This window comes from Acinetobacter sp. WC-743, from assembly GCF_000335555.1.
GTDB classification, from domain to species: domain Bacteria; phylum Pseudomonadota; class Gammaproteobacteria; order Pseudomonadales; family Moraxellaceae; genus Acinetobacter; species Acinetobacter bereziniae.
Genome location: NZ_AMFQ01000113.1, coordinates 49,831 through 69,634, shown reverse-complemented (window position 1 = coordinate 69,634; position 19,804 = coordinate 49,831). Strand labels below are relative to the sequence as shown.

General features: G+C 37.5%; 21 protein-coding genes and 1 pseudogene. 15 read left to right on the top strand and 7 right to left on the bottom strand.

Annotated features, from left to right (window positions below):
• Positions 1-202: 202 nt before the first annotated feature.
• The 3 genes from gatB to gatC are packed head-to-tail and all read right to left on the bottom strand — an operon-like array spanning position 203 to position 3,523.
• Complete coding sequence (gatB, locus tag ACINWC743_RS17365) at positions 203-1,678, bottom strand: Asp-tRNA(Asn)/Glu-tRNA(Gln) amidotransferase subunit GatB (protein WP_009586329.1); 1,476 nt, start codon at positions 1,676-1,678, stop codon at positions 203-205.
• On the bottom strand, positions 1,678-3,156 hold the full coding sequence (gene gatA, locus ACINWC743_RS17360; RefSeq protein WP_009586353.1) for an Asp-tRNA(Asn)/Glu-tRNA(Gln) amidotransferase subunit GatA: 1,479 nt from the start codon (positions 3,154-3,156) through the stop codon (positions 1,678-1,680). The genes gatB and gatA overlap by 1 nt, the downstream gene beginning before the upstream one ends.
• A gap of 52 nt (positions 3,157-3,208) precedes the next feature.
• A complete protein-coding gene (gene gatC / locus ACINWC743_RS17355; RefSeq protein ID WP_004829513.1) occupies positions 3,209-3,523 on the bottom strand; it encodes an Asp-tRNA(Asn)/Glu-tRNA(Gln) amidotransferase subunit GatC in 315 nt (104 codons plus the stop codon).
• Between the two features lie 134 nt (positions 3,524-3,657).
• Here gatC and ACINWC743_RS17350 point away from each other — a divergent pair, with 134 nt between their 5' ends.
• The 6 genes from ACINWC743_RS17350 (at position 3,658) to ACINWC743_RS24550 (ending at position 8,435) form a co-directional block, all read left to right on the top strand.
• Positions 3,658-4,698, top strand: coding sequence for a rod shape-determining protein (locus ACINWC743_RS17350; RefSeq protein WP_005033052.1), 1,041 nt, complete (start codon positions 3,658-3,660; stop codon positions 4,696-4,698).
• A gap of 31 nt (positions 4,699-4,729) precedes the next feature.
• Positions 4,730-5,587 (top strand): rod shape-determining protein MreC, encoded by an 858-nt coding sequence (gene mreC / locus ACINWC743_RS17345; protein WP_004829512.1) that lies wholly within the window; start codon positions 4,730-4,732, stop codon positions 5,585-5,587.
• On the top strand, positions 5,574-6,071 hold the full coding sequence (gene mreD / locus ACINWC743_RS17340) for a rod shape-determining protein MreD (protein ID WP_004829511.1): 498 nt from the start codon (positions 5,574-5,576) through the stop codon (positions 6,069-6,071). Before mreC ends, mreD begins: the two co-directional genes overlap by 14 nt.
• Positions 6,059-6,625, top strand: a complete 567-nt coding sequence (locus ACINWC743_RS17335; protein WP_035301359.1) for a Maf family nucleotide pyrophosphatase — start codon at positions 6,059-6,061, stop codon at positions 6,623-6,625. Before mreD ends, ACINWC743_RS17335 begins: the two co-directional genes overlap by 13 nt.
• Before the next feature lie 51 nt (positions 6,626-6,676).
• On the top strand, positions 6,677-8,131 hold the full coding sequence (rng, locus tag ACINWC743_RS17330) for a ribonuclease G (RefSeq protein ID WP_004829509.1): 1,455 nt from the start codon (positions 6,677-6,679) through the stop codon (positions 8,129-8,131).
• Between the two features lie 130 nt (positions 8,132-8,261).
• A complete protein-coding gene (locus ACINWC743_RS24550) occupies positions 8,262-8,435 on the top strand; it encodes a PA1571 family protein (RefSeq protein ID WP_004829508.1) in 174 nt (57 codons plus the stop codon).
• Between the two features lie 98 nt (positions 8,436-8,533).
• Here ACINWC743_RS24550 and ACINWC743_RS17325 read toward each other — a convergent pair whose 3' ends face one another.
• From ACINWC743_RS17325 to ACINWC743_RS17315, 3 genes are all read right to left on the bottom strand, one after another.
• Entirely contained in the window at positions 8,534-9,994 is a 1,461-nt protein-coding gene (locus tag ACINWC743_RS17325) for a WS/DGAT/MGAT family O-acyltransferase (protein WP_009586308.1), read from the bottom strand.
• Positions 9,995-10,167: 173 nt separating this feature from the next.
• Positions 10,168-10,902 carry a phosphoadenylyl-sulfate reductase gene (locus ACINWC743_RS17320; protein WP_009586347.1) on the bottom strand — a complete coding sequence of 245 codons (735 nt, stop codon included), beginning with the start codon at positions 10,900-10,902 and terminating at the stop codon, positions 10,168-10,170.
• Between the two features lie 370 nt (positions 10,903-11,272).
• Positions 11,273-11,992 (bottom strand): tetratricopeptide repeat protein, encoded by a 720-nt coding sequence (locus ACINWC743_RS17315; protein ID WP_035301355.1) that lies wholly within the window; start codon positions 11,990-11,992, stop codon positions 11,273-11,275.
• Between the two features lie 252 nt (positions 11,993-12,244).
• Between ACINWC743_RS17315 and thrH the strand changes: the two genes are divergently transcribed.
• The 9 genes and pseudogenes from thrH (at position 12,245) to ACINWC743_RS17275 (ending at position 18,405) form a co-directional block, all read left to right on the top strand.
• On the top strand, positions 12,245-12,862 hold the full coding sequence (gene thrH, locus ACINWC743_RS17310) for a bifunctional phosphoserine phosphatase/homoserine phosphotransferase ThrH (RefSeq protein ID WP_004829504.1): 618 nt from the start codon (positions 12,245-12,247) through the stop codon (positions 12,860-12,862).
• Between the two features lie 78 nt (positions 12,863-12,940).
• Positions 12,941-13,406, top strand: a pseudogene (locus ACINWC743_RS25315) (IS3 family transposase); the annotation flags it as partial.
• A 333-nt stretch (positions 13,407-13,739) separates the two neighbouring features.
• Positions 13,740-14,012, top strand: coding sequence for a hypothetical protein (locus ACINWC743_RS17305; RefSeq protein WP_009586316.1), 273 nt, complete (start codon positions 13,740-13,742; stop codon positions 14,010-14,012).
• Between the two features lie 308 nt (positions 14,013-14,320).
• The gene (locus ACINWC743_RS17300) at positions 14,321-15,154 is read left to right on the top strand and encodes a DUF4882 family protein (RefSeq protein ID WP_035301353.1); all 834 of its coding nucleotides are present in this window, start codon (positions 14,321-14,323) and stop codon (positions 15,152-15,154) included.
• Between the two features lie 159 nt (positions 15,155-15,313).
• Positions 15,314-15,517 (top strand): hypothetical protein, encoded by a 204-nt coding sequence (locus ACINWC743_RS17295; protein WP_009586323.1) that lies wholly within the window; start codon positions 15,314-15,316, stop codon positions 15,515-15,517.
• Between the two features lie 519 nt (positions 15,518-16,036).
• A complete protein-coding gene (locus tag ACINWC743_RS17290; protein WP_009586333.1) occupies positions 16,037-16,618 on the top strand; it encodes a hypothetical protein in 582 nt (193 codons plus the stop codon).
• Between the two features lie 10 nt (positions 16,619-16,628).
• Entirely contained in the window at positions 16,629-17,162 is a 534-nt protein-coding gene (locus tag ACINWC743_RS17285; RefSeq protein ID WP_009586343.1) for a hypothetical protein, read from the top strand.
• A 101-nt stretch (positions 17,163-17,263) separates the two neighbouring features.
• A complete protein-coding gene (locus ACINWC743_RS17280) occupies positions 17,264-17,686 on the top strand; it encodes a hypothetical protein (protein ID WP_228129115.1) in 423 nt (140 codons plus the stop codon).
• 386 nt (positions 17,687-18,072) lie between these two features.
• Positions 18,073-18,405: a hypothetical protein gene (locus ACINWC743_RS17275; protein WP_009586367.1), complete on the top strand. Its 333-nt coding sequence runs from the start codon at positions 18,073-18,075 to the stop codon at positions 18,403-18,405.
• A gap of 173 nt (positions 18,406-18,578) precedes the next feature.
• On the opposite strand, the gene ACINWC743_RS17270 is transcribed toward ACINWC743_RS17275, so the two are convergent.
• Entirely contained in the window at positions 18,579-19,790 is a 1,212-nt protein-coding gene (locus tag ACINWC743_RS17270) for an MFS transporter (protein WP_009586348.1), read from the bottom strand.
• Between the last annotated feature and the right edge of the window lie 14 nt (positions 19,791-19,804).

Here is a 19,804-nt window from a genome sequence, read left to right as displayed (position 1 = left end):
GAGAAATATTAAAGATTATAAATTTGCTGAAATAAGTGTTGTTTCACCGAGTTTTTTTGTGGAGTGATGGTACTTTGCTACAGGAAAAATTGAGAAAACAATAGATTTGAATATATGCCAATTTTTTTAAAGCTAAACATACCAATGCTTTAAAAAAAGAAAACCCGCTCTAAAGCGGGTTCTTTTCTAAGATTAAAGCAACTTAATCTAGTAATTTTTTCATTAATTCATTAACTTGAGCAGGGTTGGCTTTACCACGAGAAGCTTTCATCACTTGACCGACTAGACCGTTAAATGCTTTCTCTTTACCAGATTTATACTCTTCAACCATTTTTTCATTGGCAGCAAGTACTTCTTTGATAATAGCTTCAATGGCACCTGTATCAGTTTCCTGTTTCAAGCCTTTTTCAGCAATAATGGTATCGGCAGTTTTGCCTTCTTCCCACATAAAGCCAAAGACTTGCTTGGCAATCTTACCGCTAATCGTGTTGTCGACAATACGTGCGATCATACCGCCTAACTGTTCAGCAGAAACAGGAGAGTCAGCTAACTCTAAGCCAGCTTTATTTAAAGCACCTGAGAACTCACCCATCACCCAGTTTGCCGCAACTTTACCTTGAGCTGCGCCACCAGAAGCTGCAACAACCGCTTCATAGAAGTCTGCTAATTCACGAGAAAGTGTTAATACATGTGCATCATATTCAGTCACAGCGAAATCTGCGATAAAACGTGCACGACGTGCTTTCGGTAACTCAGGAAGAGCCGCACGTGCCGCCTCGATCTGTTCATCCGCAATGATCACAGGCAACAAATCAGGGTCAGGGAAGTAACGATAGTCGTTGGCTTCTTCCTTAGAACGCATTGAACGTGTTTCCATTTTATTTGGATCGAACAAACGCGTTTCCTGATCAATTGAACCACCTTCTTCCAAGATGTCCATTTGACGTTGGATTTCAACATTGATGGCTTGTTCGATAAAACGGAATGAGTTGAGGTTTTTTAACTCACAACGTGTACCAAATGGTTGTCCCGGACGACGTAATGACACGTTACAGTCAGCACGGAATGAACCTTCAGCCATGTTACCGTCAGAAATTCCTAACCAACGCACCAAAGTGTGAATAGATTTGATATAAGCAACAGCTTCTTCAACTGAACGCATATCAGGTTCAGAGACAATTTCAAGTAAAGGTGTACCAGCACGGTTTAAGTCGATACCAGACATGCCTTCAAATTGATCGTGGATTGATTTACCTGCATCCTCTTCCAAATGTGCACGAGTTACGCCTATACGCTTGACTGTGCCATCTTCAAGCTGAATGTCGATATGACCTAGCCCAACGATAGGATTGTCCATCTGGCTGATTTGGTAGCCTTTTGGAGAGTCTGGGTAAAAGTAGTTCTTACGTGCAAATACCGATGCTTGATCGATATAGGCATCAATACCCAAACCAAAACGAATCGCAAGATCAACCACTGCTTGGTTGAGTACTGGCAATACACCCGGCATCGCCAAATCAACAAGGCTGGCTTGGGTATTTGGATCTTGACCAAATTCAGTCGAAGAACCTGAGAAAATTTTAGACTGAGTTGCAAGCTGAGTGTGAATCTCAATCCCGATAACAACTTCCCATCCGTCAATCAACTTTGAAGGTGCTAATTTTTGAGCTTCAGTCATTATGCATTCTCCTCAGCAATTGCCGCACGTTTGGTATGCCAGTCCGTGTTTTGTTGATATTGATGAACAATCGACAACAGTTGTGATTCTGACCAGTAGTTACCAATGAGCTGTAAGCCTACAGGTAAGCTGTCTTTGTCAAAACCAACAGGTGCATTGATGGCTGGTAAACCTGCCAAGTTTACAGCAAGCGTATAAATATCGCCTAAATACATTTCTGTTGGACTGAGGTTTGCGCCAATTTTGTAAGCTGTGGTTGGTGCAGAAGGTGCAGCAATTACATCAACATTTTCAAATGCAGTTAAGAAGTCTTGTTGAATGAGACGACGTACTTTTTGTGCTTTTACATAATAAGCATCGTAATAACCCGCTGAAAGGGCATAAGTCCCAATCAAAATACGACGTTGCACTTCAGCACCAAATGCCTCAGAGCGAGAGCGTTTATGTAAATCTAAAATATCTTTTGGATTTTCACAACGATAGCCATAACGAACACCATCATAACGTGACAAGTTTGAAGATGCTTCAGCAGGCGCAATCAGATAATAGGTCGGTACATAAGCTTCAGTCATGTTGAGATCAATCTCAACCAAAATGGCACCCATGTTTTCCAATGTTTTTAACGACTCTTCAACACGTGCTTTGACCTCAGCATCTAAACCTTGAACATTGAAGTATTGTTTTGGAATACCAATACGCAAGCCTTTCACTGCTGTTGCATTTAAGTTTGCAACATAGTCATCTACTTCTTTGTTGATTGATGTTGAATCTTTTGCATCATGACCTGCGATGGTGTTCATGAGAAAGGCACAGTCTTCAGCAGAACGTGCCATAGGTCCACCTTGATCTAATGATGATGCGAAAGCAATCATCCCGAAACGAGAGACACGACCATAAGTTGGTTTTAGACCTGTCAAACCACAGAATGATGCAGGTTGACGAATAGATCCCCCTGTATCTGTGCCCGTTGCAAAAGGTGCAAGATCAGCGGCAACAACTGCAGCAGAACCACCAGAAGAACCACCCGGAACATGTTCTAAATTCCATGGGTTTTTCGTCGCACCATAAAATGAACTTTCAGAGGTAGAGCCCATGGCAAACTCGTCCATGTTCACTTTACCCAACGTCACTAAACCAGCGGCTTTTGCTTTGGCTACAACAGTCGCATCATAAGGTGAAATAAAATTATCCAACATTTTTGAACCCGCAGAAGTTTTAATTCCTTGAGTACAGAAAATATCTTTATGTGCCAGCGGAACTCCAGCCAAAGTACCCGCCGTGCCATTTTTTAATAAATTGTCAGCAGCATCAGCTTGAGCCAAAGCATATTCGGGAGTAACCGTTACATACGAATTAACACGATCATCAAGTTTCGCAATACGGTCTAAATAATGTTGAGTCAACTCGCGAGATGAAAATTGTGCAGATTTTAAACCTTCTGCCATTTCACGAATCGATAAACGGTGTAAATCAGTCATGAGTACAATTCTTTACGATTAATTTTTAAAAATAAGTTTAACTGATCAAATATTATTCAATCACTCTCGGAACAAGGTACAAACCATCCTGAACTGCAGGAGCAATGGCTTGATATTCTTCACGATGGTTGCTTTCCGATACAACATCTGGACGAAGTGGTTGTGGATGATCGAATGGGCTCTTAAGTGGCTCAACACCATCGGTATTGATCGCTTTTAAGGTCTCCATCATCCCTAAGATTTTATTTAAACTTTGAGCATATTCAGCAGATTGCGTATCATTCAGCGACAATCGAGCAAGATTGGCGATTTGCGATACAGTTTGTGCATTTAATTCTGCAGAATGCTGAACATCTGAACTTGACATGATGTCTCACCTAATCAGTTTTAAAAAAATTCAAAATATCGTGCGTTATAATAAGCGATTGACTTGTTCAAATCATCACATTTAGTTAAAGTTGCCATCTTGCGTCCATATAAAGTTTAAACTGAGAACGACCCGTGATTCTAAAACGACTAATTGGCTTGTTTTCGCCAGATCTAGCCATTGATTTAGGTACTGCAAATACACTTATTTATGCACCAGGAAGGGGCATTATATTAAACGAACCGACAGTTGTGGCGATTCGTCACAGTGGTTCGCAGAAAATTGTTGCAGCTGTGGGTTTAGATGCTAAGCAAATGCTTGGTCGTACCCCAGCCAATATTTCTGCAATCCGTCCGATGAAGGATGGTGTTATTGCTGATTTCGAAGTCACTGAAACCATGTTAAATCAATTTATTGGTAAAGTGCATGAAAAACGCCTATTCCCACCTGCGCCTCGTGTTGTGGTTTGTGTACCGTGTAAATCAACTTTGGTAGAGCGCCGTGCGATTCGTGAAGCTGTATTCAATGCTGGTGCCCGTGATGTACGTTTGATTGAAGAGCCTATGGCTGCTGCGATCGGTGCGGGTATGCCTGTAGAGCAAGCATGCGGTTCTATGGTCGTTGACGTTGGTGGCGGTACAACTGAAATTGCCATCATTTCCCTACAAGGGTGTGTATACGCAGATTCTTTACGTATCGGCGGTGATGTGTTTGATGAACAAATTATTAATTATGTACGTAAAGCACATGGTTGTGTAATTGGTGAAACGACTGCTGAGACCATCAAAAAAGAAGTTGGAATGGCAGTAGCAGACGGCAAGACTTTAGAAATTGAAGTTCGTGGTCGTAACCTTGCTGAAGGTGTTCCACGCGCGATTACAGTGACTTCCGATGAAATCACGCAAGCGATTGCTGATCCATTACAAAGTATTGTATCTGCTGTGAAATCTGCACTTGAACAAACTCCACCAGAATTATCTTCAGATATTGCTGAACGTGGAATAGTTTTAACAGGTGGTGGAGCATTATTGCGTAATCTGGATAAATTACTTGCCCAAGAGACAGGTTTACCTGTTGTTGTTGCTGAAGATCCTTTAACTTGTGTGACTCGTGGCGGTGGAAAAGTCTTAGAATTCTTTGACAATCCAAACCATGATATGCTTTTTGTAGGCTAAACTATACTCGATTAAGTTTAAGGATGAGGCGGTGCAACCGAATCTCTTTTCAAGACAACCGCCATCTTTTCGCTCTTTTATCATTGCGGTCATCACTTGCTTGGTAGTGTTGTTCTTTAACTGGCGCATGCCTCAAGTGATTCAACCTGCAAGAGAGGTCTTGTATGCGGCATATAATCCAATTTATGCCTTAGCAAGTTATCCTGTATTGTCGAAAGAATGGCTGAATCAACAAACAAAATCTGAAGCTCAGTTGCGTCGCGAAAACACTGCGATGCAAGCTGAATTGCTTCAGGCTCAGGTTCGTCTGCAAAAACTCTCAGAACTTTCTGCTGAAAATACCCGTTTACGAGGATTACTCGATACACCGTTAATTATTGATGGACGTATGGAGATTGCGGAAGTGATTGGAACAGATGCTGATCCATTACGTCATATCATTATCATCAACCGTGGTTCAGCCAATCATCTTAAAGTCGGTCAAACTGTTTTAGATGATAAAGGGATCATGGGGCAGATCATCAACGTTTATCCTCATAGTAGTCGTGTAATGCTGCTTTCTGATAAAGAACATTCTTTATCTGTACGACTTGAAAGCTCAGGTATGCGAGCCATCGTGACAGGAACAGGTGATTTAGGGCATTTGAAAATGGAATATGTTCCAACGAGTGCCAACATCAAAGTGGGTGATAAGGTTTATAGTTCTGGTTTAGGTCAGCATTTTCCAGCGGGCTATTTGGTCGGTGCTGTGTCTAAAGTGATGCGACATAATACTGGAGAGTTTGCACAAATTGATGTTGTTCCAGCTGCACAGTTAGCCGGTGGGCATCACGTTGTAGTACTTTTCTCGGATTCATTAGCGATGGAGCAGCCAAATGTTGATCGCTAAAAAGTTACCATCAGAAAAACAACGTAAAGATCCGCTATGGATTATCATTGTTTCAATCGTAATTGCTTCGATTTTGGTGGTCTATCCGATGTCCTATGCAATAGCAGGATGGCGTCCACTTTATATGTTTTTAATCATGCTATTTTGGGTGCTGTGTCAGCCAACTTGGTGTGGTATCTGGTTTGCATTTACGCTGGGTCTGTTTACTGATCTTTTGCTAGATGCACCTTTGGGCATGAATGCATTAAGTTATGTGCTGATTGCTTTTTTAACACGTTATTTTATTCGAGAGAGACGCGTGCTGACATTTAGTAACCTTTGGGTGATCACTATGTTGGCGATTCTTGCACATTTAACCTTTACCTTTATGGCGCAAGTGATGGCAGGAACGCATTTTTCGATAACACGTCATTGGCAAACTTTGATTTCCAGTATTTTTTGCTGGCCAATTCTTTATTATTTATTAAAAAGATGGCGCATTTAATTCTTGCTTCAAGCTCGCCAAGGCGTCAAGAACTGTTGTTACAACTGGGCTTGGCGTTTGACGTGCATAGCCCGGATGTTGATGAATCTGTAAATGAACATGAGCAGATTGATCACTATGTGTCGCGTTTGGCAAAAAGTAAAGCGCAAGCCGTTCTAAGCTTGTATCCTGAGGCGACCATCGTTGCTGCGGATACCAGTTTGGTTGTTGCTGATCAAATTATAGGTAAGCCAACATCCAAACAGCATGCTTTCGAAATTTGGGGAGTATTGTCAGGGCGGAAACATGAGGTGCTGACAGGAGTTTGTGTTGCAAATGCCAATCAATTATTGAGTACCGTGGTTCGCACAGAAGTTGAGTTTCAAGCGTTAAGTCTCAAAGATATGGAAGACTATTGGGCAACAGGTGAACCTCTAGGCAAAGCGGGTGGATATGCAATTCAAGGCATTGCTGCGAAATATGTGACACGGATAAATGGTAGTTATAGCAATGTGGTTGGGCTACCATTACATGAAACGATACAATTACTTGATCGTCTAGATCAATGCAGTTGAGGCACGAAATTAACTGCAAAAAAGAATTTTTATAATGTTTTGAGTTGAGTTATGTCTGACGAGTTACTGATTAACGTCACACCTATGGAGTGTCGTGTGGCGTTAATTCAAAATGGTACGGTCAATGAACTGTTTGTTGAGCGTACTGTTAAAAGAGGGTTGGTCGGTAATATTTACAAAGGAAAAGTCGTGCGTGTCCTACCTGGGATGCAAGCTGCTTTTGTGGATATTGGCTTGTCTCGTACTGCATTTTTACATATCAATGATATGATTTGGCCACGTCATCAGCCCACGCCGAATGTTTTTGAACTCTTACAACCCGGTCAGATTCTAACAGTACAAGTGATGAAAGATATGTTAGGCACTAAAGGTGCACGACTGAGTACTGATCTTTCTATTCCTTCACGTTATCTGGTTTTGATGCCTTATGGTAGTCATATTGGTGTATCACAACGGATTGAATCTGAAGAAGAACGTGACCGTTTGCGTTCAATGATTGAAAGGATTCAAGAAGAGCATAAGCTTCCGGGTTCAGTTATTGTACGTACTGCAGCTGATGGAATTGATGAAGCATCTATCGCGCAGGATATGGCTTATTTAGCGAAGCTTTGGGAATTTATTCAGAAAAAGCAAAAAATTATTGCAGTTCCCTCACTGATTTTTGAAGAACTTCCATTACCTCAACGGGTGATTCGTGATCTCGCCAATGAAGATACTGCCACGATCTATGTTGACTCTCGTGAAATACATGCCAAGTTACAAGAGTTTGTCGCTGAGTTTGTTCCGAGTATGGGTAGTCGTTTACAACATTATCCAGGAGAGCGCCCACTTTTTGATTTGTACAATGTTGAAGAAGACATTCAAAAAGCATTACAAACTCGGGTTGCATTAAAGTCTGGTGGTTATTTGATGATTGACCAGACGGAGGCAATGACCACGATTGATGTCAACACAGGTTCTTATGTGGGTGGTCGTACGCTTGAAGATACAGTCTTCAAAACCAACATGGAAGCCACCCAAGTCATCGCTCGACAGTTACGTTTACGCAATTTAGGCGGCATTATCATTATTGATTTCATCGATATGCAGGAAGCTGTACATCGTGAAGAAGTCATGAACCAGTTTGAGAAGATGCTTGAGCGTGATCATGCCAAGACAAAAATTACCCAAGTGTCTGAACTTGGTTTGGTGGAAATGACACGTAAACGTACACGTGAATCACTGGAACATTTGTTATGTGAATCATGTCCAACCTGTCAGGGGCGTGGATTTGTGAAAACAGCAGAGACAGTGTGTTACGAAATTTTTCGAGAAATTCTTAGATATACACGAGCTTATGAATCTCAGAGTGGCTTTACTGTTATCGGTCATCCATCTGTGATTGATCGACTCTTAACTGCAGAAGCCCCAGCTGTCGCGGATTTGGAGCATTTTATTAATCGTGTGATTAAATTCCAAGTTGAAAATTTATACACGCAAGAGCAATACGATATCATTTTAAGTTGAAATTGTAACAGGATGTCGTTAAACAGTTGTTACATCTGAAATTTTACTTTTTGAGCTGATTTCACAATACTAGATTACAAAGGTAGCCAAAGACTCTCTCCCTACCAGTCTTAGCAAGTGAGGTCATAAAATGAGCGTAAGTGAACAATTAATAAGTCGCGGTATCAAACATGTATTAGAAAACCAACCAAAGAATACATGTGTAATGTTAGATGACAATGGTCAAGAAGTGAAAATTACCAAAGACATGGTTGTAAACGTCTGTCACCAATTACTCAATAAGTGTCGTAACGTAAAAGATTAAGGGGCATTAATAAGCCCCTTAATTTTTTTAGAATTAAATTTTCGTGAATTGAATCTAAGAACAAAAATAAATCTAAATAGAAGATTGAGTAGAAAAGCCTAAGCAGGCTTTTCTACTGTGTTGGACTCAACAATCAGATCTTGTGCATAGACTTGTGTATCTTCGTTTTTTTCAACTGCCTTTTCAGTAGCTTTTTGCGTGACATTTTTCTGTGTAATCAGTTGTTCAAATTTTTGAATCTCATTCTCTAAATGTGTCAGTAGGTTTTGCAACTTCGGTAAAGATTTACGGCAGCCAGTTAAACCCACTTCCAACTTATCTAGATAACTGGTCATAGTAATATTTAATGCCTGACCATCTAGCACAATTGATGCTGGGTAAAGGGCATCCAGTTTAGCACCATTCCAATATAGTGGTTCTCTTGGACCGGGTACGTTAGAAATAATCACATTAAACGCCTGACGCTTAGGCATAAGCCCTGATGCAATGTTGATTCCCGCAGCACCAAAAACAAAAGCACTATAGTTCAGAATTTGGTCTGAACTCATACGTTTAAAGCGATTCTTTGCATTTTGCACACTACGTCGAATGATGTCTAAACGTTCTAATGGATCTTCTTTATGCGTGCCTAAATTCGCTAAAATCATGGTGATACGGTTACTCATATCTGAATCATCATCACGAAGAGAAGCAGGCACCATCGCAATGAGCGGTTTCTTAGGAAGTGCGTCTTGAGTAATTAAATAATCACGGATTGCGCCAGAGCAAACTGCGAGTACGACATCATTGATGGTTACACCCAGTGCTTTGGAAATATTTCTAAAACGATCTAGTTCAAAAGATTGGGCTGCAAAACGACGCGAAGAGCTTACTCGTTGATTAAATAAACTGCTCGGGGCTTGAAAGCTTGAAACATAATCAGGATTTTTCCCCATTTCTTTAAAGACTGTTTGAAATAATTCCTGAGTTACTTTTGGTGCTGCTTCGACTTGCCCCTTTAACGCGGCAAAAACTTTTTTGACTCGTCCAAGTTTGGTTTCTTTAAGACGTTTGGCACGTTTGCCTTCAACACACCAAGGGGGAACAATGGTTTTGGAATGCTCATCTTTAGAGAAAGACTTTTCTAAAAGACGCATACCTGCTACACCGTCAATCATTGCATGGTGGATTTTAAAGTACATGGCAAAACGATTGCCTTCGATCCCTTCAATGATATGACAGGTCCAAAGCGGTTTTGCACGATCAATCAGTGCGCTATGTTCTTGTGAAATATAAACCAATAATTCACGGATACGCCCGGGATGAGGTAAGGCGATATGACGGAAATGGTGGTCGATATCAAATTCTTCATCTTCGTCCCAAAATAAGCCATTGAGACGATTGTTAAATGGTGGAACTGGAATAGACTTTGAATTGCGAATATCAGCGACAAGGTCTTGTATAAACGTCGATGGTGCATGTTCAGGTATTTGGAATAAGAACAATCCACCAACATGCATCGGTTGTTGTCTTTTTTCTAAATTTAAAAAAATGAAATCAATGGGGTGTAATGGGCGCATGGTCTTGGATTGCCTCACTGCAATTTCTACAACAACTCATTTATGAGTGTTAGATTGTTAGAATTATAGAACCGAGTAAATAGTATAAAACTTTTTCAGGGATAAAATCCAAGCATTTCGATGAATGTAAAGTTTACAAAAAGTCATTAAATTTAATGACTTTTTTTTTACCATTATTTTTTTAAGTTACCCGCATGTAAACCGCATTCTTTATGCGTTGCTTCTTCCCACCACCAACGACCTTCACGTTCATGCTGATTCGGAAGCACTGGGCGAGTACATGGCTCACAACCGATTGAAATAAAACCTTTTTCATGTAAAGGATTATAAGGAATTTCCATCATGCGGATATAGTTCCATACATCTGCACTGGACCAGTTCGCCAAAGGATTGTATTTGATCAGCTGTTTTCCTTCACCTGAAAAACCTGCATCAGCTTGAATGACAGGAATCTCTGTACGTGTTCCTGGGCTTTGATCTTTACGTTGACCTGTAATCCAACCATCTAAAGTTGCCAGTTTTTTACGTAAAGGCTGTACTTTTCGGATACCACAACATTCTTTATGATCGTCTTGGTAAAAACTGAAGAAGCCTTTTTCATTGACCAATTGCTGAACAGCTTCTGATTCAGGAAAGCAAATCTCAATTTTAATACCGTAGTGCTTACGCACAGTATCGATAAACTGATAAGTTTCAGGATGCAAGCGTCCAGTATCTAAACTAAATACACGAAATGGCTTGCCTAAATTATGTGCCATATCAATCAGAACAACATCTTCTGCGCCAGAAAATGAAATTGCGATTTCACCCTCTTGAGAAAGTGCAAGTTCTAAAATTTCAGAAGGGGATTTGTCTGCATACTCTGTTGCTAAAGCGTCAACAAGATCTATGGTGGGAATGGCGGTCATATCTGCTCCTGGCAGTTAGCTTGAAGCTATGTTGTTCATCAACATTCTTAAAAGATATTTTAATTTAAGCATTTTAGCAAAAATTAAAGCAATTCAACTTTGTGTGAATGTTATCTTTGAGATGTGCAGATATTTTAAAGTAAATGAAATATTGTGCTTAGCAGATTAATTAAAATACTTATGAATAAAAAAGATTTAATCGATGGATTCATCTGAAGGGTAAAGTACCAAAGATACTTAATCGGATATGGATAAAAGCAGCATAATGCTCTCACCAACACATGCTGTCATTGATCAATGATTCGCTATCTCATTCTACAGCAAGGTTTTTATTAATCAGTGCCTTGTTAAGCTGTTTCTCAGTCTTATTTTATAAGTATTTGAATATTCTTTTAGGAATCTGATCAGATAATCCAGATTTTTTCATTTTATTGGCATAAATCAAATAATTTGACCGAGCTTGGCTTTGATTTTTTAAAGCCAAATAAGCATCAGCTAAATTTAGATAAGCGACTGTCCGATTTGGATCGAGCTGTATAACCTTTTTCAAAATTTCTAAAGATACTTTAGGATGACCCAATTGATTTAAATAGAAAGCAGCATCATTGAGTTCAACCACATCATCAATGTTATAGGAGGAAAGTTGGCATTGTAGTGTTGTAATTTGTTGTTCTATATTGGATATTTTGTTTTTATTGAGATTTTTCAAACTATTTGAGGTGTTGTAATGAAAATATGTGACTAAACCTCTACCCCCAGCAATATCATCAACCCAAACAGGTGTGCTTTCTTTCTTATCCCACATTCCGCCGCAAGTGTTTGAAAGCATTTTAGGAATAGCGTCAACAATGACCTGATTTTTATCATTGATAATTAGACAGTAATTTTCATTGCCTTTTGCTATAGGTAGACTGAGAAAGGAGTAGTTTTGTGTGCGATATATATAATCCTTTGGAATATCTTTTAATGAGAGACTGACTTGAGCATGGTCGAGATCTAAAGCACTACAATTTGTATAGCTCAGAAAACTATCATTCGCATATACGTAAGTACATATGCTACTCAAGAGAAACGGTGCTATTTTTTTCATAGTGTTGTTTGCCTAAATTAATTTTTATATGACTCAATGATGCGGTGCTTTTGTTCCCGTTTTTATAAGTGTAACAATAACAGTTAAAGCTGAGAGAGTCTCTACATGCAGTTGTTGTACTAAGGATGAATTGTGCTGGTACGACGATCTATGACTATTCAAAATGAATTGAGTTTAAAAAACTTTCAGCATTTTTTTTAAACTTTAGTGCTATGATAAGCCCAAAATTTTTAACCGACATTGGGAGAACCCATGGAAATCGTATGTCTTGATCTTGAGGGTGTATTGGTTCCAGAAATCTGGATCAATTTTGCAAAGAAAACAGGGATCAAAGAATTAGAAGCAACAACGCGTGATATTCCTGACTACGATGTGTTGATGACTCAGCGTTTAAACATCTTGAAGCAACATGGTTTAGGATTAAATGACATTCAAGCTGTGATTGCTGATATGGGACCATTTCCGGGTGCAAAAGAATTTGTTGAGTGGATTCGCACACACTTCCAATTGATCATTCTTTCAGACACATTCTATGAGTTTGCACATCCGTTGATGCAGCAACTAGGTTGGCCAACAATTTTCTGCCATAAATTAGAAACTGATGAAAATGGCATGATTACAGCATATAAATTGCGCCAGCCAGACCAAAAGCGTCAAGCTGTAAAAGCATTGCATGGTTTAAACTTCCGTGTGATTGCAGCAGGTGACTCTTATAATGATACAACGATGTTGGGTGAGGCGGATCATGGCTTCTTATTCGACGCACCTGAAAATGTGATTCGTGAGTTTCCTCAATTCCCACCAATTCACGGTTATGAAGCTTTAAAAGAAGCGATTCGTAATGCATCAATTCGCGATATCCCGGCTTAATTTTAAGTAAAATCAAAAGGCGCTTAATGCGCCTTTTGATTTTTTTAATGTGTCTCGTCCTGAAATAAGTGTCAACCTATCTCAGGACTAGACAAACATGAACAAAGCCAAAGAGTTAAACGTACTCAGAGGGATTATTCTTTTGCCTGTAAAATGATGGTGATACAGGAAGTTGAAAAAGAGCAACTTACTTACAAGCAAGTTTAGGCAAAATATGGTATTCAAAGAAGATCAACAGTTCTTGTCTGGCTTCGTAAGTTTGAACAACAAGATTGGATTTCGAAGACCACGCCAAAATCCTCTAAATGTCAGCTGACTCCACAGTAAATAATCTGTCAATTAGAAAAACAATTGGTTGAAGAGAAATTGAAGACTGAATTTGTAGATGATGCCATTTGCCATCTAGATAAAGAATGTAGGACTGACTTTCAAAAAAGTATATCGAGCACGTTTCGAAGATTGGAAAAGCAAAAGACGATTAAGTGTTACTCGTTTATGCCAATGGCTTAAGATTTCAACACAAGCTTACTATCAATCTGAAAAAATGAGCTCAAGTTAGGGCACCACACTTGGAGAAGTATTCGAACGACGCATTAACGAATATTCAAGAATGGCAAAATTGCTAATGAACATACAGCTGATACAGAAAAATTGAGTGAAACATGTCCTTCAAGTTATGAGCAATTCAGATAACCACTGAAATGTTATGTAGAGGTATCTTCATGATATATTCTTCTAGCCGTAGTCTTAATAACTTGTTCTATTGTTCGGACATTTGATACGCCTCATACTCAATTTGTAAATGGTCAAGTGTTGGTTTTCCTGCTTCACGGAAGTTAAAAAGTATTATTCAGGTGTACCGATGATTGTTTGCAAAATGTTAGAGAAAAAATGGCTTTATAGAAAATTTTTGCTCACCATAGGTGGAAATTCTTATTGTATAGAATATCATGGGCGAGGAGCAGGATATGAATATGTTACGCTTGATGGAAGTGCTGTAGCTGGTGGAACAAGTCAGCCTTGGTTTATTCCATCATTCACTTTTGAGATTGAACAGCATAGAATCGTATTAAATGTTCGTGTTTGGGCGTGGCTTGCGATTAGGAGTATAAAGATTACTCTCGATGGAATAGAGGTTTTTTCCATTTAACGTTAGGTCAATAATTTAGAAAGTCTAAAATTAAAATAATAAAGCTTGTGTGAAAATTTAGATAATTTTTCAAAACTCAAAACCCTTAAAACTTGAGTCAGGGAAATGTAAAGAAATCACACTTTGGATTATTGGTATTGCCTAAGTACAATGAATGCGGTGTTTTGAATGATGCGAAGAATAGAGCGCTTAGCTGAGTGCTATGATTAATATAACAACATCGATCTACAAACTCATTTTCATCGGATTTTTTATTCATTGCCTATTTTTTATTCTATATTTTAACTTCATAATTAATGGGTATAGTGATGAAAAAATTAATAATAGCAATACTAACTGGATTGATAAGTGTGAGTAGCTGGAGTGCTTGTACTTATAATTTTGATGCTACACAGGTGCAGATTAATGCCGCAAATGTAAATGGGGGAAGGCAAGTTAAGTTGATGCCATCAATAAATTTAATTGATCAAAAAGGAATAGGTTTTATTGAATATCTTAATGGAGTTGCTATTGATCAGATTGTAGCCTCATCAAAGGGTTTTTTAAATACTGATTTTAATAAACCATATATAGACAAAAAAGTGATTACAGAAGGTATTCTAGCAAGTGAATTTGTTTTTGATGTGTCAAATCTCCAAAATATCAATTTGGGAAATAGCAAAGAAATACAGCAGTTTTTTGGGCAAGTGATTGGATCATCTTCTTCAAAAATCGAGATTCAGTTAGATATTGGTTATTCTATTGTTAATAATAATTCAGATTATTCAAATGGTGAATATATAACATTAACAGCTGTATCAACCAAATTTGATACCAATAATGAAGTAATTGTTAAAGATGTAGATAGAAAAGTTCATCAAGTAAATACTCCATCATTAGGAAAAGTGATTTTTGGTATTTATTTGAATCAAACAAGCAAACAATTTGGCTACATGATAAATGGAGTCAATTATGGTTACTTAAATATTAATATGCAGAATCCCGTTAATAATATGGGGTATACATTGGGATTACAACAAACTCCAAATCCAAACTCAAAATTCATTGGAAAGCAGGTTAGTATGCAATTGATTACTGACTCTACAAAAATGACCCAAACCTATCCAATAGGCACCAAAGACATCTGTGGCAATACTATTTAACCAAACACCCTTTTACTAACTCTCCAAGTGGGAGTTAGTTTTTTTATATTAGGTTCTTAAAATGAATTCAAAATACTTTTACTCTTGCTGTTAAGCTCTTACACTTATGCAAATCAAGCCGATGAATGCAAAATCATTGAAGAAACAGCAGACATGATCATGCAGCTCAGACAAGGTGGAATTAATTTAAAAAATGCGATCAATCTTAAAGACCAATTAAGTGAACTTCAAAAGAACTTACTGCAAATCATGATTATTGATGCTGAAGCGGTACAAGTTTATGCAACCAATCTAGGTAAACAAAATGCAATAGATGAGTTTGTTGCGGATTGGAAGAAGTCATGTAATGAATCTGAAAATTAATCATTATTGAAAAAATATTGATATTAATCTTAAAAAACAATAGTTAGTATTCTTACAACTTTATAAGAGAGAAATAAAAATGCTTAGAAGAATTATGATTTTTTTAACCTCACTATTGCTGTTATTAAATTCAGCTTTAGTGAACGCTTCAATTGGGGGATGGACATGATCAAACCCAACCGCTATTGGAGCTTCAATTTTATATGATGGCACTAAAGGGGCAGCTACCTCATCAATTCTAATTTCTCCAAATGCTTCGCAAGTTGCTAAGGTTTTACGTGGTGGATTAGTAGGGTATGCACTTACATTTGCTGTTGAGCAGTTATTGGGTGCTGTAGATTGGGTACTGGATCCAACGAACAATCAAGTTAAGTATAAAGAATATTTCGGAACTATTGGATCATATTACAGGAGCGAAACGGTTTTTAATGTTGTTAATTGCAATGGTAACGATATGCCATACTTTAGCTCATCTGGGGATGCTGTGTCATATGTTTCAGGTTGTATGAGAGCAATTGGTTGGGGGAACCTGTATGCAATTTCGTTACATCAAAATTATATATATGCAAGTCACCTATAGGTCATCCTGTTGAAATTCGATTCTATGGAACACAAACTGAGGTAGAGAAAAACCTTTCCCTCATAACCGCGGCTCAACAAGTCATCGAGAATGCTGAAAGTGATAATCTTGATGCACAATTCGCCGTTTTAGCAGCAGCAACAAATATTCTATCTGAAGCTGAACAGGATGATGCGAAAGCGAAGCCTTTTGAAGATGAATTGGAACGCAATGCTGATGATAAATGTAAAGATCATAATTTCAAAATGGACAGTCAAGCTGCCATTGTGGAATGGAGATATAATGAATTAATTGCAGACAGATACAATCTGTTTATAAACAACAAGAGTGTATCTAATCCTCTTATACTGAATGGGGTCAACAAAGGATCATGGGACGGACATGTGGATCAATATAAGTATGCTCAAGGTGTGCTCAGAAATTTTATTACCAAAGCCTCTAATGCAGGATGCCTAGCAACACCTAGAGCTGATAAATGGGTAAATATAGAACCACCTTCTCAACCTGGATCTTCATTGTAAGGATATTTAAATGATTAATGTGGTTATCAGTGAGTACTCTAAAAAGTTTTCAGTTAAAAAAGTATGTTTTTCTAATTCATTTGGTCCGTTCCGTATAACGTATCAAGATAAAAATGGTGTACCTATTCTTGAGCGATTAGATGAAGAATCTTTTCAACGTAATGTTTATTCAACAGTAATATTTGTTGGTGCTGAATATAGAAAGGTAGCATATAGGAATCATATAAAAGACTCAGAAAATCAACGTTTGACACTAGAAGATTATAAGCTGGTTGGCGATGAGTTCATTCTTATTAATAAGATTGTAACTGAGCTTCACGATCCCAATAACCCTTATGAATTTAAACAGTCTTGTTATGATGGGAAAGGCAACCTTCATTACGTATCAATGGATATTGAAGGTGAGTCTAAACGATTTGACTCAGAAGGTAGAGAGATAGATGATTCATTGGATATTAAAGGATTGGAAACTATTGAGTATGTAGAGTCTCAATATTTAGAAGAGGCAATTAAAAACTCGTCAAATTTAAATTCCAATAGATAAAAATATGAAGTGCAACAATAATGCAACTAATTAAATTAAGTTATTGATTTTTATTAAATGTAAAGGCGCTTAATGCGCCTTTTAATTTGCACCAGAAACTGATGATTGTCGTCATTTACAAACTTATGGCGATTGAATTGCTCATTTTTAAATTTTTTAAAATGCTATGCTTTCGCGTTTTTGATAGTTCTTGTAGGTTAAAAGTGGCAGTTCATGATTTTCTTTTTAGTTATACTGTTTTGCCAAAAACTTCAGTATTTAAAAAATCAGCAGATGATATGAGATCAAAAATTGCTGAGATAAAAGTTTCATCATGGGTAAAATATACGGGTGTAGAAGTATTTTCAGGAGAGCTTGATTTGACTGGCATTGACCAGAATAAAAGAATCCAAGCGATGGATATAATAAAAAATACAATAAATGAAATATTAATTAAAAATCAATGTGTGTCAAAAGTCATGGTCAATGTAATTTTAATGGTTGATCAATTGGGTAAACCAATGCATTTTACTATTTGGAATTGATCGTAAAAGCTAGGAGGAAATACCTAATTAGTGGTTATTCAGAGAGCCTAAAGTCTGTATTGTCTGACTTGCTATGCGGAAATCAGGTGTAAATTTCATCCATAAAAAATAAAGAATTTGTTGGGTTTTTAACATGAATAATCACGAATTTGTTAAGTTCAAATGAGTTGGTTCTAAAAGTAATATTGTCGAATTTGGAGATATTCATTGCGTTTGGTAAAGAGCAATGAACATATAATTAAGTTAGATGAAAGGGTTTTGTGTTTGATGTTCTAGTGGCGAATAATTCAGAGAATGAAGGAATTAGAAGCGATGACCGAATGTAACTTTTCTTTGATAAGATCTTTATTTTTAAATGGATGTAGCAAATTGATAAGGATGTTGTTATGAAAAAAATATTATTTTTAGGTTTAATTTCATGTTTAACACAAGTTAGCGCATTAACGCCTAAAAGTGGAAAAGCACCAAGTTACTGTGAGCAGATTGTTTATGCGCATGGCATATTATTAAAAGCACAAATTGAATGTGGGTACCGTAAAAATAACAATAAACTAATTTCTAGTTCTACACAGTGTGTTAAAGATCAACTTGGTGAAGAATATGGTAAACAAGTGCTTAATTCTGGTATGAAAGAGTTTGATCGACATGTCAATAAAGACGGGAAAGAATCAAGTTGTAAATATGTTCTAGAAAAATTTCCAGATTATGTATGGAAATAAATTTTTATAAGATATTGATTAATATGTAAATATAATTTTAACGTGTCAATGGTTTGACTACAGCAAAAACTAAACCAAGTGGTAACAGGTATGATGAACAGTTTCATTTAAAGGATCAAATTATTGCTAAATCTTATTTGCGAAAAGCTTGTTTGAATAAATCAAATACTGAATTAAATGATATTTTTTCGATGTTTAAATGCAAACATAAGAGCCAAAGAAGCTAATAAAATAATCATGAGAATATAAATATCAGCAGTAAAAGTAAGACCGACATGGCTGACAAAATATCCCGCAATAATGGCAGGTATACTAAATGCTAAATAACTTTCAACATAAAATGTTGCCATTAACCCAGCACGTTGTTCAGGTAAAGCCAAGGGCATCACAGTACGGATTGCGCCCATAAATCCTGTACCAAATCCGACTCCAGTGACAACCGAACCAATAAATAGTAAGAGTGTAAGAGAGAAGTGAATGCCAGATAGAATTATTGCTGCACCAAATAGAATACTTAGCGAACCAGTAGTTAAGATTTTAAGTGTTTTTGCGCTACGGAGGGCTAAAATTCCGATTGCACCCGAAATGGTCAAAGTAATAAACATCATACCATTGAGCCATGCTGATTGAACTTTAAATGCTTGGGCTAATAGGGAAGGCATTAAGGATAAGAAAAAGCCACTGACCATCCATAAAGAAATATTGATTGGACTAACAATCCAAAGTGCTTTACGTGCTTGTGGTGGAACAGTAAGACGCGGTTTAAGTGATGAAAATGCTCCAGAACGTTTTTCAGCAGTCTCAGGGCTAAAATATACAATACACAAGGTACAAAAGAAAATAAAAATGAATATTTCAAAAATTAAAGTTAGTGCATGCGTTGATGTCGCCAATACAATACAGGTCATGAGCATGCCGATTGCCATACCCAACATAGGAGAAATACTGTTGATTAATGAACCATGAGTTTTACTTAAATCTAATAAAGCTGCACCAAAGGTTGATGCAGCCAAAGCTGTGGCGATTCCTTGTAAGGCTCGAGCAATAAATAACATTTCAATATTTGAGGCAAACAGAAAGAACCCCATAGAAATGATCTGTAAAAAGAGAGCGGTAAAAATAACTGGTTTACGCCCAATATAATCTGACAAAGAACCCATTACCAATAATGTTGCGAGTAAAGCAAAGGCATAAGTTGCAAAAATTAAGGTCAATAAAACGGGTGAAAACTGAAACTGTTGTTGGTAGAGACGATACAAGGGGGTAGGTGCGCTTGAAGCTGCCAAAAATGCCATCAAAGTAAAGGTATGTGTATAAAGTGCAGTTTGAGGGCTAAATTTAAATGAAGTCATTTGATGATTGAGATTATTAGAATTACTCATCATTTAAAACGCATATA

Excerpts from the sequence above, each read along its gene's own strand:
- gatB (WP_009586329.1), bottom strand. The coding sequence starts at position 1,678 with ATGACTGAAGCTCAAAAATTAGCACCTTCAAAGTTGATTGACGGATGG.
- gatA (WP_009586353.1), bottom strand. The coding sequence starts at position 3,156 with ATGACTGATTTACACCGTTTATCGATTCGTGAAATGGCAGAAGGTTTA.
- gatC (WP_004829513.1), bottom strand. The coding sequence starts at position 3,523 with ATGTCAAGTTCAGATGTTCAGCATTCTGCAGAATTAAATGCACAAACT.
- mreD (WP_004829511.1), top strand. The coding sequence starts at position 5,574 with ATGTTGATCGCTAAAAAGTTACCATCAGAAAAACAACGTAAAGATCCG.
- ACINWC743_RS17335 (WP_035301359.1), top strand. The coding sequence starts at position 6,059 with ATGGCGCATTTAATTCTTGCTTCAAGCTCGCCAAGGCGTCAAGAACTG.
- rng (WP_004829509.1), top strand. The coding sequence starts at position 6,677 with ATGTCTGACGAGTTACTGATTAACGTCACACCTATGGAGTGTCGTGTG.
- ACINWC743_RS24550 (WP_004829508.1), top strand. The coding sequence starts at position 8,262 with ATGAGCGTAAGTGAACAATTAATAAGTCGCGGTATCAAACATGTATTA.
- ACINWC743_RS17325 (WP_009586308.1), bottom strand. The coding sequence starts at position 9,994 with ATGCGCCCATTACACCCCATTGATTTCATTTTTTTAAATTTAGAAAAA.
- ACINWC743_RS17320 (WP_009586347.1), bottom strand. The coding sequence starts at position 10,902 with ATGACCGCCATTCCCACCATAGATCTTGTTGACGCTTTAGCAACAGAG.
- ACINWC743_RS17315 (WP_035301355.1), bottom strand. The coding sequence starts at position 11,992 with ATGAAAAAAATAGCACCGTTTCTCTTGAGTAGCATATGTACTTACGTA.
- thrH (WP_004829504.1), top strand. The coding sequence starts at position 12,245 with ATGGAAATCGTATGTCTTGATCTTGAGGGTGTATTGGTTCCAGAAATC.
- ACINWC743_RS17305 (WP_009586316.1), top strand. The coding sequence starts at position 13,740 with ATGTTAGAGAAAAAATGGCTTTATAGAAAATTTTTGCTCACCATAGGT.
- ACINWC743_RS17300 (WP_035301353.1), top strand. The coding sequence starts at position 14,321 with ATGAAAAAATTAATAATAGCAATACTAACTGGATTGATAAGTGTGAGT.
- ACINWC743_RS17295 (WP_009586323.1), top strand. The coding sequence starts at position 15,314 with ATGCAGCTCAGACAAGGTGGAATTAATTTAAAAAATGCGATCAATCTT.
- ACINWC743_RS17285 (WP_009586343.1), top strand. The coding sequence starts at position 16,629 with ATGATTAATGTGGTTATCAGTGAGTACTCTAAAAAGTTTTCAGTTAAA.
- ACINWC743_RS17280 (WP_228129115.1), top strand. The coding sequence starts at position 17,264 with ATGATTGTCGTCATTTACAAACTTATGGCGATTGAATTGCTCATTTTT.
- ACINWC743_RS17275 (WP_009586367.1), top strand. The coding sequence starts at position 18,073 with ATGAAAAAAATATTATTTTTAGGTTTAATTTCATGTTTAACACAAGTT.
- ACINWC743_RS17270 (WP_009586348.1), bottom strand. The coding sequence starts at position 19,790 with ATGATGAGTAATTCTAATAATCTCAATCATCAAATGACTTCATTTAAA.